General features: G+C 60.7%; 11 protein-coding genes and 1 tRNA gene. 6 read left to right on the top strand and 6 right to left on the bottom strand.

Features of this window, described 5'->3' with window-relative positions:
* The first annotated feature begins 58 nt into the window (after positions 1-58).
* Positions 59-2,713 carry a DUF8744 domain-containing protein gene (locus H3T90_RS07650; protein ID WP_198230133.1) on the top strand — a complete coding sequence of 885 codons (2,655 nt, stop codon included), beginning with the start codon at positions 59-61 and terminating at the stop codon, positions 2,711-2,713.
* 779 nt (positions 2,714-3,492) lie between these two features.
* Here the strand turns inward: H3T90_RS07650 and H3T90_RS07645 are convergent.
* A tRNA-Arg gene (locus tag H3T90_RS07645) sits at positions 3,493-3,569 on the bottom strand.
* Between the two features lie 44 nt (positions 3,570-3,613).
* Positions 3,614-5,509, bottom strand: coding sequence for a 1-deoxy-D-xylulose-5-phosphate synthase (locus tag H3T90_RS07640; protein ID WP_198230132.1), 1,896 nt, complete (start codon positions 5,507-5,509; stop codon positions 3,614-3,616).
* 179 nt (positions 5,510-5,688) lie between these two features.
* Here H3T90_RS07640 and purE point away from each other — a divergent pair, with 179 nt between their 5' ends.
* From purE to H3T90_RS07625, 3 genes are all read left to right on the top strand, one after another.
* Positions 5,689-6,195: a 5-(carboxyamino)imidazole ribonucleotide mutase gene (gene purE / locus H3T90_RS07635; protein WP_046323170.1), complete on the top strand. Its 507-nt coding sequence runs from the start codon at positions 5,689-5,691 to the stop codon at positions 6,193-6,195.
* Positions 6,179-7,345 (top strand): 5-(carboxyamino)imidazole ribonucleotide synthase, encoded by a 1,167-nt coding sequence (gene purK, locus H3T90_RS07630; protein WP_198208283.1) that lies wholly within the window; start codon positions 6,179-6,181, stop codon positions 7,343-7,345. Before purE ends, purK begins: the two co-directional genes overlap by 17 nt.
* Positions 7,346-7,414: 69 nt before the next feature.
* Positions 7,415-7,858 carry a Fur family transcriptional regulator gene (locus H3T90_RS07625; RefSeq protein ID WP_198230131.1) on the top strand — a complete coding sequence of 148 codons (444 nt, stop codon included), beginning with the start codon at positions 7,415-7,417 and terminating at the stop codon, positions 7,856-7,858.
* On the opposite strand, the gene H3T90_RS07620 is transcribed toward H3T90_RS07625, so the two are convergent.
* The gene (locus H3T90_RS07620) at positions 7,830-10,415 is read right to left on the bottom strand and encodes a bifunctional lysylphosphatidylglycerol flippase/synthetase MprF (protein ID WP_198230130.1); all 2,586 of its coding nucleotides are present in this window, start codon (positions 10,413-10,415) and stop codon (positions 7,830-7,832) included. The two genes, H3T90_RS07625 and H3T90_RS07620, sit on opposite strands and share 29 nt — an antisense overlap.
* A gap of 54 nt (positions 10,416-10,469) precedes the next feature.
* Positions 10,470-11,834 carry an alpha/beta hydrolase gene (locus H3T90_RS07615; RefSeq protein ID WP_198208286.1) on the bottom strand — a complete coding sequence of 455 codons (1,365 nt, stop codon included), beginning with the start codon at positions 11,832-11,834 and terminating at the stop codon, positions 10,470-10,472.
* A gap of 219 nt (positions 11,835-12,053) precedes the next feature.
* Here H3T90_RS07615 and H3T90_RS07610 point away from each other — a divergent pair, with 219 nt between their 5' ends.
* On the top strand, positions 12,054-12,974 hold the full coding sequence (locus tag H3T90_RS07610) for a metal ABC transporter solute-binding protein, Zn/Mn family (RefSeq protein WP_198230129.1): 921 nt from the start codon (positions 12,054-12,056) through the stop codon (positions 12,972-12,974).
* Positions 12,975-13,099: 125 nt separating this feature from the next.
* Positions 13,100-15,259 (top strand): LTA synthase family protein, encoded by a 2,160-nt coding sequence (locus tag H3T90_RS07605; protein ID WP_198230128.1) that lies wholly within the window; start codon positions 13,100-13,102, stop codon positions 15,257-15,259.
* Here the strand turns inward: H3T90_RS07605 and purD are convergent.
* A complete protein-coding gene (gene purD, locus H3T90_RS07600; protein ID WP_198230127.1) occupies positions 15,256-16,527 on the bottom strand; it encodes a phosphoribosylamine--glycine ligase in 1,272 nt (423 codons plus the stop codon). The two genes, H3T90_RS07605 and purD, sit on opposite strands and share 4 nt — an antisense overlap.
* Before the next feature lie 18 nt (positions 16,528-16,545).
* Complete coding sequence (gene purM / locus H3T90_RS07595; protein WP_198230126.1) at positions 16,546-17,595, bottom strand: phosphoribosylformylglycinamidine cyclo-ligase; 1,050 nt, start codon at positions 17,593-17,595, stop codon at positions 16,546-16,548.
* Between the last annotated feature and the right edge of the window lie 22 nt (positions 17,596-17,617).

The raw sequence follows: 17,617 nt of genomic DNA, 5'->3' as shown, positions 1-17,617 counted from the left end.
CGATTAAATTGTATAACTATCAAATCAATTATCAACCCAGGGCAAGGCGGACAGACCCATGCAGAATGATCAGAAGATGCGCAAGTCCGGAGGCAAAACAGCCTTGCCCAGGTCCAGGATGGCTCTTCTCATAGGTGCAGGTCTGGCTGCGCTGCTTGGCCTTATAGCGGCGCTGATTCGTGCGGATCTGATCCACCCTTCAGACAGGGTGCCCTTGGCTGATCTGCATGGTGGGTTCATGGTCTATGGGTTTTTGGGCGCTGCCATCGGTCTTGAGAGGGCAGTGGCTTATCGCAGTGGCGGATCCAAGAAACCCTCCTGGGGATTTCTCGCTCCCGCCTTGGGCTTGCTGGGGTCCCTGCTCTGCCTGCTTTCGCTGATGGTTTCAAGCAGCGCTGCTGCCCCGGCATGGGTCAGAGTGGAGCTTTTTGGCGGTATTCCGTGGACTTTGTCCATGTTGGTTCTGACAGCCATGTATCTGGCTATCTGGCGGCGGCAACCTTCTGCAGAGGTGCTCATACAGATCCTTGGATCCCTGGTGGGTCTGGTCGGAGCTTTTGGATGGGTTGCAGGATTGGATGCTTCGGTTCTGGCTCCAGCCTGGCTCTTTTTTCTGATTCTGACCATCGTCGGGGAGCGGGTGGAGCTGGCCAGGGCGGTCTTCTCGGATGTCCGCCTCGAATCGGGAATTCTGGGTCTGAGCCTCCTGACCGTCCTGATGCTGCCTGTTCAAGCCATGGCACCTTCGGTCGGTTATCCGCTTCTGGGATTGTCCTTGGGCCTGCTCCTCCTGGTCATGGCCAGTCACGACGTAGCCAAGGGTACCTTCCGTCACGGCGGTCTGCCAGGATTCATGGGCACCTGCATGCTGTCGGCCTACGCCTGGGGACTTCTGGCTGCCCTCATCTGGATGGTGGCACCTCTGGATTCCAGCACCTACTGGGGCGATATGGCGCTGCATGCTTTGGCTGTGGGATTCATCATGACCATGGTCATCGCTCATGTCTGCATGATCGTCCCCTCGGTCATTCGCAGGCCTCTGCCTTTTCATCCCCTCCTCTGGGGTGCTTGGGCGCTCATGCAGGTTGGCTTGCTAATCAGGCTCCTTGGAGCCATCCGGCTCTACACGCCCTTATGGAAGGCGGGGAACCTGCTGAATGTCTTGGGAATCCTCTCCATGATGCTGACCGTGGTTTACCTGGCTGCTCGTGGCAAGCAGGTCCTGGCTTCCAAACGCTACCGTCGTCGCCAGCCCAAGGATTCGCATACCGAACTTGTTGGGACCTTGGCCCTGCGGGCGGACCTTGTTGCCACCTCGGCTACTGTGCTGATCTTGGTGGCAGCGGTGGTCTTGATGGCTCTGCGGCCGGCGCTGGCTGTCTCCGTCGGGGCAACGCCCAATACTGGAGGGGTTCAGGACACATCGTCGAAGAGCATCCAGCCGACGGGACATACTAGAAGAGCTTCAATCAGGGTAAAGGGGATGGCCTTTGTGCCGGATACCATCGCCATCGATGCAGGCGACCGGCTGGTTGTAGATTTTCGGAACACCGGAGATCAGCGGCACGACTTGGTTTTCGCCAATGGCAAGAGCACAGGATCCGTGCCTGTAGGCCAGAGCGTCTCGATCGATGTGGGAGTCCTGGGCGGCGACACATTAGGATGGTGCTCGCTGGCAGGACACCGTCAGATGGGCATGGAGCTCAAGATCAAGACCAAGGGTGGAACGACTACCGAGCAAATGCAGTCCTCCGCTCGGAAGATGACCAGCAACCAGGCCCCCTCAGCAGCCAAACTCAAGGCGCAGGCTGAGAAGAGCAAACCTGCCAAGGCTACTCTTCCACCCTTGGATGACCAGGGGAGGGCTGGAACAAGAAAATACACTTTGAATGTCAAGGAACGTAAGGAGCAGGTTGCAGCTGGGCTTGAGCGCACGGTCTGGAGCTTCGATGACGCGGGCGATCCGCGGGATAAGGGATCGAGGCCCTTGGCTCAGGGTCCGGTGCTCAGAGGCCGGGTGGGAGACACCTTTGAAGTAACCATCAGAAACAAGGGAAGCATGAGCCATTCTATTGACTTTCATGCAGGCCCGGCTGTTCCCCAGACCATGATGCGCAACATAGAACCTGGCAAGGAGCTCCTGTACACCTTTACCGCTGATCGGGCCGGCATATGGATGTACCACTGCAGCAGCGGCCCCATGTCAAACCATATAGCCAACGGTATGTACGGGGCTGTGGTCGTGGATGATGGCATCCTGCCACCAGTGGCTGCGGAATATGTTCTGGTCCAGTCCGAGATTTATGTGGGGTCCAATGGAGGGACTGCCGATGCTGAAAAAGTGGCGGCCATGACCCCGGATATCATGACCTTCAACGGACGGGCCTTTCAATATGATGTACACCCTCTCAAGCTGGAGAAGGGGCAAAGGGTCCGCATCTGGGTTCTGGATGCCGGCCCCAACCAGCCGCTGTCCTTCCATATCGTGGGAACCCAGTTCGATACGGTCTGGACTGAAGGCCGCTATCTGATAGGCGGAGGTTCAGGAGGGAATTCCGCTGACTCATCAGCCGGAGCACAGGTCCTGCCCTTGCTGCCGGCCCAAGGCGGCTTCGTAGAGCTCAAGGTCGATCAGCCTGGCGACTATTCCATAGTCAACCACATCATGAGTCTGGCCGAGAAGGGCGCCCATGGCATTCTGCGGGTGTCGTGAAGCGATCAAGCGACGTGCATTGCTTTTAGCCAGATCGTTGCCAAGTTTCGGAACTGATCCGATCCTTGGACTAATTGGAGAGGTAGTTCCTGCCTGGTCGCCTGTGCTGTGCCTTTCTGATTGTCTGCCGTCTCCAAGCAGGAAGGTTGAGACGCAAAAGCATCCATGGAATCGCAGGCGGATAAGAAAGTTGTGGACTGGGTCCGAGCGATCAATCCTGCAGCTGTAGTACCTTGCCGTCCATCTGGTAAGTTGTGTATGCCGATGCCACCCAAGAAGAAAGTAAAGATGGCTGCTGTGACCTTCAGCTTGTTCGACATACCCGGTCCGTTGACATATTGGGTCTGAAGTTGCCAAGGCTGAATTTGGGTCGGTCCGTGGGTGCCGGTGGGTTGAGGTATATATGCGGTTTGCCCGTAGGAATTTTGTGGTCCTCACTGAGTGCTCGAAGCCAGCCAAGATTGATCCGCATTCGGGTACACGTTGGCAGCTGTTGAATGTTTCCCCTGCGGGGAAGCAGTCTCGTAGCTTTGACTGGAAGGCTCTTGGCCCTATCCCTTGTAGTTGGAGTAATTCTGGCTCGCCTGAGCTGGGTCTTGATTGTCGCTTGGTTGCTGATCTATTGGTTGATGCCGATTGTTCATGGTTGTCTTTCTTGTCCATTTTGCTTCTGCAATTGCGATCGTTGAGAGCCGTACATGGGCAGCACATGCTGCTATGGCAAGATGGACATGAACACGAAGAACCCTTGCTCCTTAGGTAGAAGCAGGGAGGACTAGTGGTGACCCCGGAGAGATTCGAACTCTCGACCTACAGATTAGAAGTCAGTTGCTCTATCCAGCTGAGCTACGGGGCCAAACCCTTTCATTGTACCCGCTTTGATCCACCGGCGGGTCAAATCTATGAAGCCTGGTCGGCGAGGGCATCCGAGATGGTCTGAGCCATAGCAGGAACGGTCATGCCATACCTTTCCATCAGGGTGGCTTGGGGAACCCGGTCGTTGAACTCCTTGGTCGCTCCGAAGGCCAGGGTGCGAACGTGAGCAGGTCCGTAATATGCAGCCACTGCTTGTCCCCAGCCGCCGTCCAGCTGACCGTCCTCGATGGTGGCCACAAGGGAGTGGGTGCTGGCCAGTTTATTTAGGGTCTGCTCATCCAAGCGGTCATAGCGATGTGGGTCCACCAGTGTGGGCTTTAGCCCCATGGACTTTCCCAAGTAATCTGCAAGGTCGCGGCCTAGTGGCAGCGCATCGCCGAGAGCCAGCACGGCTACGGTCTTACCCTCTTGCAGGATGCGATAGCGATCCCACGGAGCAGGGTCCGACCCGCATTCAGTATCGGTCTTCGAGGGATCTGGAGCCGGCGCTGTCGGCTTCCTGGCCCGTTCTGTAGCCAGTGTGCGCTCGCCGGGCACCCTGATTACCACCGGCTGCCGAGCCGGGCCAGTGGCCCAGGCCAGCATGTCCAGAAACTCGGCCCCGCTGGTCGGAGCCAGGCAGGTCAGTCCGGGGATGCCCCGCATCATGACCATGTCGGCCGTGCCTGAATGCGTGGCATCGGTTTTGGCAATGCCGGTGGAGAAAACCAGCAGGGTCACAGCGCTGCCGTTCAAGGCCATCTCCTGTTCGATCTGGTCGTAGGCCCTCTGGAAGAAGGTGGCCGAGGTGGCGACAACGGGAGTGCCTCCGGCCTTGGCGATGCCCGCAGCATAGGCTATCGCGTGGGATTCGGCGATACCCACGTCCCGGTAGTGGTTTCCAGCCCGCTGGCGGAAGTCAGGATCGATGCCATTGGACAGCGGCGTGGCAGGGGAGATGACCGTTAGGCCTGGCTCTTGTGGGAACCTGGACTCCAAAGCCTGCATGGCCATTCTTCCGTAAGTCTTTCGTGAATTGGGCAGGCGGTCCAAGGAGTCCAAGCCGTCCTGCCAGTGGTTGGCCTCCACCGGGCCTTCGGCGGGCAAATCGGGCAGGGAAGTCATATGAGCTGTGTTCCTATCGCCCTGTGCCACGGAAGTCGGGCCAATCTGCCCCTGACTGCCCTGTCCCAGTCCCAAGCCCTTGCGGGTGTGAATATGGACCACCACCGGATGATTGATGTCCTTGACCCGACGGAAGGCCTCGATTAGGTCCTCAATACGGTTGCCTTCCTCCACGTAGCAGTAGTCCAGCCCAAGGGCACGGAAGGGATTGTCTGAGCTGTGTCCCTCGCTGGCACGGAGGGCCGCCAGGCTCTTGTAGAGTCCTCCGTGGTTCTCGGCGATGGACATTTCGTTGTCATTGACCACGATAATCAGGTTGCCGCCCTGTTCAGCAGCCCAGTCCAGCCCTTCGAAGGCCGGCCCGCTGCTCAGGGAGCCATCCCCGATGAAGGCGATGATGTTGGCCTTGCCGCCGGTCGCATCCCGCTGGGCGGCCATCCCGCAGGCCAGGCCGATGGAGGTGCCTGTGTGCCCCAGTATGAAGTCGTCGTAGGGGCTCTCCTTGGGCGAGGTGAATCCGGACAAATCCTCGTGAGACTCAGGGTCCGTGTAGGCCCGGCGCCGACCGGTCAGGATCTTGTGGGTATAGGCCTGGTGAGAGACATCGAAGATCAGATGATCATGAGGCATATCAAAGACGTAGTGCAAAGCGATGATGGGCTCGATGGTGGCCAGGTTGGAGCCCAGGTGACCGCCGTGACGTCGACAGAAGCGGATCAGCAGCTGACGGATCTCGTCGGCCAGTCGATTCAGCTCTTCCAAGGAGAGAACCTTCAGATCCTTTGGGGAGTCGATGCTGTCCAGAAGCTTGCCCATAACCCTCCTGTCTGTTTCTGTCATGCAATCCAATGATTCTAGGTCTGGAGCGGCGGTTTGGAGACGCTGAGAACACGATGTTCACCAGGCCCGGCCTTTACATCCATAGGACCGTCACGATTGGCTGGCTTCTCCCCTGCCTTGCGTAGTATCAAATATGCATGAACATTGGAGGGCCGATGGCTGACAATACACATGAAGGGGCACGCGTCGCAGTGATCATGGGATCATCGAGCGACTGGGAGACGATGAAGGAAGCCTGCCGGATGCTGGACCGGTTCGCTATCGTCTACACCAAGGAGGTAATCTCCGCCCATCGCACACCTGGGCGCATGGCGGAGTTCGCGCATCAGGCCCGAGGCCAGGGCATAGGGGTCATCATCGCCGGGGCCGGAGGAGCAGCCCATCTGCCTGGTATGGTGGCGGCCCAGACCACGTTGCCGGTCATCGGGGTGCCAGTGAAGTCCCACGCTTTGAGCGGGGTTGATTCGCTCCTGTCCATCGTGCAGATGCCTGCCGGAATTCCTGTGGCGACCACGGCCATAGGGGCATCCGGGGCTACCAATGCCGGCCTGCTGGCGGCTTCAATTCTCTCCATTAATGATTCAAGACTGGCCCAGGCCCTGGATGACTACCGTGCCGAGCTGGCCCGATCCGTGGAGGCGTCCAATGCCCAGCTTGTCTGAAGAGACCAAGGGGAGGATTGATCACCTGGAGCCGGGGTCCGTCATCGGGATCGTGGGTGGCGGCCAGCTGGGGCGGATGATGGCCCTGAGCGCCCGCTACCACGGATTCCGCATCGGTGTGTTGGATCCCACGCCTGATGCTCCCGCGGCTCAGGTTGCTGACTTCCAGGAGACAGCCGACTATGGCGACCTCGATGCCCTCAAGCGGCTTGCTGAACGCAGCGATGTGCTCACCTACGAGTTCGAGAATGTGGATGCCGATGCGCTGGACCAGGTGAGGGATCGTGTGGCCATCCCTCAGGGGACTGATTTGCTCAGGGTCACCCAGGACCGGGTTCACGAGAAGACCTTCATAAACCGCCATGGCATTGATACCGCCCCCTGGAGGCAGGTTGACAGTCTTGACCAGCTGGATTCAGCCTTGGAGGAGTTGGGAATGCCCGCTGTGCTCAAGACGCGAACCGGTGGCTATGACGGCCACGGCCAGGCGGTCCTGCGCACCAAGGAGGATCTTCAGGCCTTGCAGGCGCGGATGAAGGGCCGGGACTTCCCGCCCTCCGTGCTGGAGGGGTTCGTGGACTTTGCTTTCGAGGCCTCCATACTGGTCTCAGGCAACGGGAAGGACTATGTCACTTTCCCCATGGTGCGCAACGAGCATCGTCACAACATCCTGCACATGACTCTGGCACCGGCACAGGTCGAGCCTGAAATGGCCGACCGTGCGCGTGACATGGCTCTGACTTTGGCTGACGGCTTCAAGCTGGCCGGCACCTTGGCCCTTGAGCTTTTTGTCATGCTCGATGGCGGTCTGGTAGTCAACGAGTTGGCCCCGCGCCCCCATAACTCCGGTCATTACACCATTGAGGCCTGCTCCATGGACCAGTTCGATGCCCATGTCCGGGGCATCGCCGGGTGGCCCCTGCCCAATCCTCGTCTGCTCAGCCCGGCGGTCATGGTCAACGTTCTGGGCCAGCATGTGGCCCCAGTCAGGAGGTTGCTTGGTGAGCACCCCGAATGGTACCTGCATGATTATGGCAAGGCCGAAGTGCGCACCGACCGCAAGATGGGGCATCTGACGGTGCTGACCGACGATCTGGAGAAGACGGCCAAGGATCTGGAGGCCACAGGCTGCTGGTCCGACCTGGACTGAACTGAATCCTCACATCTGTCCTGGCAATCCGGATGTAGGCTTGGTGGAGCCCAAGGAGTGTGTCTAATCATGAACGCTGGCTCATCCGTCGGCCGCCGGACGCGGCAGAAGAACGCTATCTGGAGGATTCTTCAGTCCCAGAACGACTTCGTCTCAGCCAAGGAGCTGCACAAGCTTCTTCGCGATTCGGGCCAGCGAATCGGCTTGGCCACTGTTTATCGGCAGCTGGGCTCTCTGCATATGTCCGGCAGCCTGGACTGCATTGAGCATGGGGGCATTCGCCTTTACCGGGTCTGCCTGGCCCAACGGAAACACCATCACCATCTGGTTTGTGAACGCTGCGGCAGGACCGTGGAGATCAGCCCGCCGGACAATGGTTGGCTGAAGGCCGTGGCAGCTGAGCATGGCTTTACGGTCTCCTCGCACACCTTGGAGGTCTATGGCCTGTGCAGCAGCTGTCAGGGCCACTCTGGTCAGGCGGACGTCAGTGATCCTCCCGGCCCTTGGGCATGATGGTCTTGATGGCATCCCAGGCCTGCGAAGCCTTGAGATTGGGCAGGTAGGCCTGGACTACAGCCAGTCCGATCTGGGCCAGCTGAGCCGGGTCGGGATAGCAGATATAGACCGGGTGCTCGCTGGGCTGGAACTTCTTCTTGAAGAAGAAGAGCGAACGGAAGCCATAGGCCGGTTCCATCAGGTCGGCCACCATATGCAGGGCATGTTGCAGGAAGGCGGTCTGATCTTCGCTGCTGTCCATGCCGGCCAGGGGAGCGGCCGACAGGCTCATGAATTCCGCCGTGCCCTGGTCGCGTAGCCGTTCGGCCATCCGTGCGATCAGGAACTCCATGATTCCATTGGGGCTGTCGGTTCTGTGCCTCATGAAGTCCAGGGTCCAGCCGATCACCTGGCCCTGGCGATAGGTAGGCATCCAGCTGGTCACGGCCAGTACTTTGCCTTGGTCGTCCACGGCGTAGAGGATGGCCATGCGCGGGTCCCTCAGCTCATCCAGGCCACCCAGGGTGAACTTCATCTCAGGAAGCGCCTTGAGCTCGGCCCACTGCTCCGAGATGTCCACAATCTGCGACTGGACGTCCCAGGAGGCGTCGTTGAATGTGGTCAGCACGTCGGTGATCTTGTCGCGCTTGGCCTTGTTGATGGCTGTGCGAATGTCCTGCCATTTCTTGCCCTTGGTCTGCCAAAGGCTGGGGGTGACCACCATCTCCGAGCCGACTGTCAGGGTGGACCAGCCCCTGGCTGCCAGCAGATCACGCTGGGGCTTGTGGACGCTGTAGAAGACCGGTGACCAGGAATGGGCGTTGCAGAAACGGGTGAATTCGTCCAGATCATCCGCATACTCCTCAGGATCGCCGAAGGGACCAGTGGTGGTCAGGGCTATGCTGTGCAGGAGCCGGTAGGCGATGGCTGAACGGCCGCTCTGGGAGAACCAGTAGCTGTTGCCCTCCCAAGTGGTCATGAAGGACATGCTCTCGCCTCCGTACTCGACCAGTCGATCGGCCTCCTGGCGTTCGCTGCCGTTCTGGATGACCGAGCTGCGCATCCAAGAGAGCAGGACTACCAGGACCACCAGCCAGAAGATCAGCCCGACTCCGTGGCTAACGATTATCCCCGTCGGAGTACGTGGTGCCAGAGCCGGCCGGAAGCGCGAGGCCACACCATTGGGCAGGTAAAGCTCGGGCAGTTGGGAGAGCGCTCTGCTGGTGGTGGGCCAGGGATGGAAGGAGCCGGGACTGACTGCGGTGAAGGCCAGATAGCCCACGGCTGTGGCCAGGAAGGCCAGACCGATGGCTGCCCAGCCTGCCTGTAGGCGTGAGGCCTTGGTCCGTACCAGGAAGATGCGCAGGTTGCGCGCCAAGAAACAGTTGAGAATCAGCGGAGGAAGAGTGATGATCAGCAGAGAGGGAATAGCACCGTGACGGATGGCCTGGGGCAGGCCGTCGCCGATGGTCAGCGGGAAAACCAGGTAATAGAGCACGGCCAGGACGATGGTCAGGCCGTTCAGGACCAGACTGGTGACAGCGGCAACCCGGCGGCCATGGTAGATGCCCCAGGCCACCACCAGCAGGACCAGGGTGGGCATGATCAAGGACGAGACGCTGGTGGGTGCTCGGCCGGCGACCAGGCCATACTGGGCATAGCAGCTGGCCTGGTTGTTCTTGGCCAGGCAGCGGGACAGGGCGGCGCTGCCGCCAGGGTCCGAACCCAGGAACATACCCAGCGGGGTGAAGAATCCTGCACGGATTTTGGAGGAGACGGTGACCAGTGGGCCAAGAGCCAGAACCGTGGAGACGGCTCCCAGCAGGTGGCGGGTCTCGTATGAGCCGCTATGGCCGTGCGGATTGGCGTCCTTGACCGGTCCGTGCCAGAGGTGGCCGGTCAGGTGGCCGATGAGCGCTGCCGCCAGGGCGCAGTAGTAGCCGGGGTTGCCGGTATATAAAACCATCAGGATCAAGGCCGTGTAGCCTATGGTGGCGATCCTGCGCCGCCAGAGGAAGTCGCTGAAGGGGATGGATGCCATCAGGGATCCGACCACCAGGATGATGGGGCTGAGTGTCATGGGTACCCGGATGAACCAGGCCCAATGGTCCTGAAGGGCATTGATCAGGGTGCAGATGACCAGCCCGATAGCCGCGCCGCCTACCGCGCTGATGACTGAGGCGAGCACGGTGCGCCTGCGACCCAGTCGGGTCTCGGCGATGCATAGCATAACCAGGACTAGGGCCACATCTATGACCAGTTGCAGAGGACCGGGGGTGATGACTAGGGATACCAGCAGCCGTGCGAACTGGACCAGGAGCGAGGGACGCCCCTGGCCATGAACGGGATGTGGCGCCTGGTGAATGATCAGGTCGGACAAGGGCAGGCCCAGCCGTGTCCTGCCGGGGATGCGCAACAGCCAGATCAGCAGCCAGCTGATCAGGTTGAGCAGGACCAGTCCGACGCTAAAAGCCAGCGCAAAGGCGTGACGTCTGATCCATCGGGTCAGGTCCCGCAAAAGTACGGTCTTAGCCGAAGGCTCCATCAGTCCGGATCCCTTATTCGTTGTCTCCATGATTGCGGTGGCTCTTTCTGCTTATATGCTTGAACGCTTTGGCCTGTCGGCGGTTCAGTCGATGCTGGTTTCGATGATGTTCGGAAAATCTGCAATTGGCCGGGACATTGGCCCTAGTCCCATGGCTTCGCCCATCCACTCCAGCCCGGGTTCCCAGGCGGTCTTGACTGTGTGCCAGTCATGGCCCGACCCCTGGGTGACGACGGCCTGCACCTTCATGCCTGCCTGGGTGGCGGCCTTGGCAATGACCATCATATTGTGCTGGGACTCCTTATCGTTGGATCCGGCTGCTGTGAACAGGCGCTGGCGTGAGGGTGCCCGCTCCAGCATGGCCCTGGCTGGGACCTGGGCCAGGAAGCGTCTTTTGTCGCCGCCGAAGTAGTCGCGGATCATTTGCTCTTGCCGACCCTGGGTCGGTTCCAGCTCTCCGTCGGCCGGGAGCATGTTCCCGTAGACGTCGGGATGCCGTGCCCCAAGCTGGGTAGAGCAGGTCCCGCCCTGGGAGAATCCGCCTATGGCCCATTGTTGGGGCTGGTCGGCGACGGGCAGCTTTGTGCGGATCCAGGCAGGTACGTCCTTGCTTAGGTAGGTTTCCGCCTTCCCGTAGACCGGGGAGTCTACGCACAGGCTGTTGTGGGAGGAGGACCCGTTCTGGTCGGGGGAAACCACCACTGGCGCCAGGCCCTCGTGCCGGGCAGCATAGGCATCCATCATGGCCGGAATGGCTCCAGCCGTGAAGAGCCGGTCGGGGCTGCCGGGCTGGCCGGCCAGAAGAACGAATACAGGCAGTGCAGGCGGTCTGTCGCTCAAGGCGGCGGGCGGCAGGTAGACATCAGCTGGCCGGGCCGCGAACCGGGAGCGCCCGTTGGGGATGAGCATGCTGTAGGAGCGGCCGGCACTCGGATACGAGGGCAGTTCGCCCTTAGATGCCAGGGATCGCCACTGGGCCACGCTCATGGCCGGTCTGGCTGCCTTGTGGTCTCGGTAATCAGGGTAGAGGGAGACGCTGAACAGGGACCCCAGGGTGGTGAATTCGCCGTAGATCATATCCACGCGAAGCCCGGTGGAAAGCAGACAAAGCAGGACGGTCAGTGCGGCCAGGATCCGGCGCCACCCCCGGGCGGTGATCAGGATGCAGACGGCGAACCCCACGGCAAGAAAGCCCAAGGCCACGCTGATGATAACCATCCAACCCAGGGAGACACCGAAGAGCATGAAGACATCGGAGACCAGCCAGGTGGCCAGCAGTCCCAAGGCTCCTATGCCCAGGGCAATGGCCGCCTGCCGCAGCAGGGTCCGCCAGCGTCCGTGTGTCAGTCCGGTCAGCGTCAGCACGATCAGGGCCAAGGCCGTCAATGCAAACAGTGACGCAGGCAGCCACCCCTGGGTCAGATGGACCTTTGCCAGCCATGCACCCATGCCATTCCTTCCAAGGAAAATACATCCGCAGTTCAGTATAAGGAGTGTTCGGGCTCACGGAGACTATTTAGGCAGGCATTCATTCTTGACAGGCCCGAATCCCCGGATCCCGGTCACGGGTTCTTCTATGGTAAATTTATTGATAATCAATCTCAGTAACGTTCGGCAGGTACGGCAACAGGCCCATATAGCGCCGCCGCCAGGAAGGAATCCCCATCCATGCACTCCAGCAGTACACGCTTCCGTCGGACCCAAGCCTTGGCCGCAGGCCTGCTGGCCGGACTGACCCTGCTGACATGTCTGACTGGCTGCGGGAAGAGCGAATCATCCTCGTCAGCTGCAAAGTCCAGCACTCTGCAAGTGGTGACCAGCATCAATCAGTGGCAGTCCCTGGCCGTGGACCTGGGAGGCGACCAGGCTCGGGTGGATACTATTCTGAGCAACACCTCCACTGATGCCCATGACTATGAGCCGACAACGGCCGATATCGCCCGGATCAGCCGCGCAGATCTGGTCATAGTCAACGGGGCCGGAATTGACGACTGGGCAGCCAAGGCCGCTGAAACCGGGCAGGCCCGGCTGGTGGATATATCCAAGGCATCAGGGCACAAAGCCGGAGACAACCCCCATCTCTGGTTTTCCTCCCAGAGCAGGAGAGCGGCTGCCAAGGCTGTGCATGAGGCCTACCGGCAGCTGCGCCCAGGTCGCGGGACCGACTTTGACAAGGCCTACCAGGACTGGCAGGGTCGACAGGCCCGGTTGGACGATCTGATTGCCAAAGCGCGCAAGCAGACCCAAGGCCGGCACTATGCGGCAACGGAATCGGCTGCCTACTATCTTTGCCATGATCTTGGCATGGAGGATTTGACCCCCGAGGGGTACCTGCGGGCGGCCGCCAACGAAAGCGAACCCTCGCCGGAGGACCTGGTGGCCTTCCGCCATTTGCTGGCATCCAGCCAGTTGGATATGTTGGTGCTCAACACCCAGGAAGTCAACCGAACATCCAAGGACCTGGCCATTGAGGCCCGTAAAGCCCATGTGCCGGTGTTCGAAGTCAGCGAGCAGCGCCCCGATAAGTACCGGAACCTGGAGGATTGGATCAGCGCCCTGATCCAGCAGGTGCCGGGCGCCAAGGCTTGATAGGCCACTTTCTCTTCGTGTTCGCTGAAGGGTGTTCTTACGGGGCTTGTCGTCCTTGATGGGAACAATGGCACAGGTATCGGTAAAGGCCTATGGGGCCTAGTCGCCAAAGTCAGGAGTAAGCGGTGAAGGATCGTAAGCGTCAGCCCGGCCGGTGGACATCCTGGGTGCAGAACATGACCGGACGTCTTCGGGTGCGTGGGTGGATCTACCTGCTCGCCTTCATCCTGATTGACTTCCTGTCAGTGGGCATTCTGCAGTGGGGGGTCTCCCTGAACAGCTCCCGGGTGGAGCTTTCCAACCCGCTGATCGGCTTCTGGGGCTTCATCTCGGCCATGTGGACCCAGCGTCGGTTCGTCCTGGTGCTCAACATGCTGGCTGTGGGCCTGGTCTACCTGGCTCTGGCCTACCTGACCAATCGATTCTGGGCGGCATCAGGGCTGATCCTGGCCATCTGCGCGGTCATTGCAGTCATCGAACGTTTCAAGGTGCGTGCACGGTATGAGGCCGTTCTGCCCTCGGATTTGGATTTTCTCCATGCCGATGCGGCCAACCTGCTCACCTTCCTGCCGGCACGGTCCCTGCTTATGATCGGGTTGGGAGTCCTGGCCCTGGTCATTCTCGGAGTGCTCTGCTGGTTGGTGACACGGATGGATGCCCGTCGCGGCCGTCCGGTGGCCACCGGCAACAAGCCCCTGGGCGCGGGACTGCGTACGGTAGGGGTGCTGGTCCCGGTCCTGGTGGTGGCACTGTTCATGTCCACCGTGGGCACCTATGGCAGCCCCGCCTATCGCTTCTCGCAGTTCATGGGCGATATACCCTCCATGTGGGACTCGGTCTATGATGCCCAGCGCAACGGGGTCTTCGTGTCCTTCTCTCGGCAGCTGCGGCCCAAGGTCATGGACCAGCCCGCCGGATACAGCCGTGCCACCATGCAGTCTCTGGCCCACCGCTACCAGCGTTCTGCGGACCGCATCAACCGTGACCGCAAGTCCTATATGAATGAGTCGAGTTTGGTCTACATCCTCTCCGAGTCGTTCTCGGATCCCACGCGTGTGCCGGGCGTCGCACTCAACCAGGACCCCATGCCTCATATCAGATCCATCAAGGAGGGAACCACCAGCGGGCTCATGCTCTCCTCCGGCTACGGCGGCGGCACGGCCAATCTGGAGTTCCAGGCCATGACTGGCTTGTCCATGGCCAACTTCGATCCCTCGTTGACATCCCCCTATCAGCAGGTCATCCCTCACCTGAATTGGATACCCACGGTCAATCAGGCCTGGGGGTCGCCATCCAGGTCCCTGGCCTTCCACCCTTACGAGTCCTCCATGTATTCCAGGGCCGAAAACTACAAGAAGTTCGGCTTCTCGCACTTCTACTCGCTGACCGGCCCTGACCAGATAGCCCACCAGGACCGCATCGACCGCAGCCAGTATGTGGGGGATCGATCCGCCTACGATTCCGCCCTGGAGCAGATGGGTGACGACAAGGGCAACCAGTTCGTCGAGGTCATCACCATGCAGAACCACATGCCCTACAACGACTGGTATGACGACAACAACTTCTCGGTCGACTCCTCCGACCCCGACAGGCCTCTAGGCGACGATGAGATGCAATCCATCCGCACCTACGCCAAGGGGGTCAGTCTGACCGATCAGGCCACTGCCGATTTCCTGAACAGTCTGGACTCCCAGAGCAAGCCGGTCACTGTGGTCTTCTACGGGGATCACCTGCCAGGCATCTATGGCACGGCCAGCTGGGACGAGCGCAACTCCCTGGCCCTGCATCTGACCGACTACTTCATCTGGTCCAACAAGGCCTCGGATTCCTCGGGAGCACAGGTCAGCAACAGCGCCTACTCCTCGCCCAACTTCTTCCAGGCCCAGGCGGCCGAGCACATGGGTGCCAAGGTCTCGCCTTTCACAGCCTTCCTGACCGAGCTGCACGAAAAGATCAGCGCCATAGAGCCTCCGGTTGCCAACCAGATCCAGGACTGGAACAGGATTCCTGCAGGGCAGACCAACTATCTGGATGCCCAGGGCCAGCCCATGAACGCCCGTGACTTCGACCGGGCCACCCGACAGCTCCTGAATGACTACAAGCTGATCCAGTACGACATCATGGCAGGCAAGCACTACCTGCAGGGAACCGGCTTCACCGCCACGCCCACCCGCCGTTCGGATGCCGCCCGGCAGAAGGTCAGGGAACGGACAAAAGAGCAAGCTCGCCAGGAGGAGCAGAACCAGGATAAGGACAGCGAGGGCTCAACCAGCTCGGCCAACTAGGCTTCCAGGCCGTGGTGGCCGATGTCGTGCCGATAGAAGAGGCCGGGCATCGACAATCCATCCAGCCGGTCATAGACTCGGCGGGCTGCCTGGGCCAGGTCGTCGCCTTGGGCCACAACCAGGGCGGTCCTTCCCGAAGAGGATGTCAGACCAGTTGAAGCCGAGCCGGACACTCCGGCATAGTAGGCTCTGAGGTCAGGCTCCGGAGCAATCAAGGGCACGGGCACCCCGGTCTTGGGACTGCCGGGATAGCCCTGGGCTGCCAGGACAACACCCAGGCGGCTGTGGGAGCTGTCCCAGGTGAATTGAGGCTCTCCGCCCTCCATCAGCGTGCGGATGGCCGTGCCCAGGTCGCTGGTCAGGGCGGGCAGGACCACCTCAGTTTCCGGGTCGCCCAATCGCGCGTTGAATTCGATGACTTCAGGGCCCTTGTCGGTGACCATCAATCCCGTGTAGAGAACCCCGGTGAAAGGACTGCCTTCCTGGGCCAGGGCGCGGACGGTGGGGGCGACGATGGCATCCAAAGCCTTTTGGGTCAGTTCCGGTCCGAACTGGGGCAGAGGGGAGTAGGCTCCCATGCCGCCTGTGTTAGGGCCCCGATCCCCGTCATAGGCGGGCTTGTGGTCTTGTGACAGTGGCATGGGCCAGAACTGCTCGCCCCGGACGAAGCACATGAGCGAGCACTCCTGACCCACCAGCTGATCCTCGATGACCACCTGGGCTCCGGCCTGCCCGAACTTATGATCGATGAAGATGGCATCCAGGGCCTGCATGGCCTGGTCAAGGTCGGCGGCCACCGTCACGCCCTTGCCGGCTGCCAGCCCGTCAGCTTTGATGACCACCGGTGCGCCGTGCGAGCGCACATAGGCCTTGGCTGTTTCCAGGTCATGGAAGACCGCATAGTCGGCGGTGGGGATCCCATGCCTGCGCATCAGGTCCTTGGCAAAGCCCTTGGATCCCTCGATGCGGGCCGCAGCCTTGGTGGGTCCAAAGGCGGGGATGCCGGCAGCTTGCAGTTCGTCGACCAATCCAGCCGTCAAAGGAGCCTCAGGTCCGACGAAGACCCAGTCGATTCCCAGTTCGCGTATTGCGGCGATCAGTTTTTCAGGCTGAGAGGAATCCTCTTGCAGCAGGCTGATGCCGTCCGGCTCCATGCCCGGGTTGCCCGGGGCACACCAGACCCGATCCACTCCTGGTCCGGACAGCAGGGTGGTGGCGATAACGTGCTCCCTGGCTCCCGAACCGATGACCAGTACCTTGTCCGCCATGATGGGCTCCTCTCGCTATTACTGACGACCGTCTTCGTTAAGGATGACCCGCTGGCCGTTTTGAGCACGCGTCACCTGTCCGATCAGGGTGTAGGACTCCTGCTCCCCATCCAGGACTGCGCGTGCCTGGTCCAGCTGGTCAGGGGAAACGACCAGAACCATTCCAATGCCCATGTTGAAGATGTTGTACATCTCCAGATGGTCGACCCTGCCCATCTCCTCGATCATCGTAAAGATGGGCGGCACCTTCCAGGTATTCAGGTTGAAGCTGGCTGCCAGCCCCTCGGGCAGAATCCGGGGCACCTTCTCCACGAAGCCGCCTCCGGTGATGTGTGCAGCGCCCCTGAGCAGGCCGGAGGCGAAGAGCGGACGCAGGGCCTTGACATAGATGCGGGTGGGTGTCAGCAGTTCCTCTCCCAGGGTCCGTCCGCCAAGCTGGTAGGGCCGATCCTCCAGCTTCATGCCTCCCTGGTCCAGCAGGGCCTGGCGAATCAGGGAGAATCCGTTGGAGTGGACTCCTGAGGAGGGCAGGCCGATCAGCTGGTCGCCTTCTTTGATGGCCGAACCGTCCACCAGGGATTCCCGTTCGACCACACCCACGGTGAATCCGGCCAGGTCGTACTCGTCAGGCTGGTACATGTCAGGCATCTCTGCGGTCTCCCCGCCTACCAGAGCGGCCCCTGCCTGGACACAGCCGTCGGCCACGCCCTTGACCACCTGCTCCAGCAGAGCCGGGTCGTTGTGTCCGCAGGCGATGTAGTCCAGGAAGATCAGCGGTTCGGCCCCCTGGGCGATGATGTCATTGACGCACATGGCCACGCAGTCCTGACCGATGGTGTCATGGCGGCCGGCTTCCCGGGCCACCATCAGCTTGGTACCCACGCCGTCAGTGCCCGAAACCAGAACCGGATGGCGGTAATTGAGCGCAGACAGGTCGAAGTCGCCGCCGAAGCCGCCAATGTCTCCGGCGCCCGGCCTATGGGTTCTGGCCGTGTGGGAACGGATTCTGTCGATCAGTTCATATCCGGCCTCCACCGATACCCCGGCCTGTTCATATGCCTTCGGCATGGATGCCCCTTTCTCTGCGCTG

Source organism: Bifidobacterium polysaccharolyticum, assembly GCF_016101585.1.
In the GTDB taxonomy this organism is placed as follows: Bacteria; Actinomycetota; Actinomycetes; order Actinomycetales; family Bifidobacteriaceae; genus Bombiscardovia; species Bombiscardovia polysaccharolytica.
This window is presented reverse-complemented; position numbering and strand designations above follow the sequence as displayed.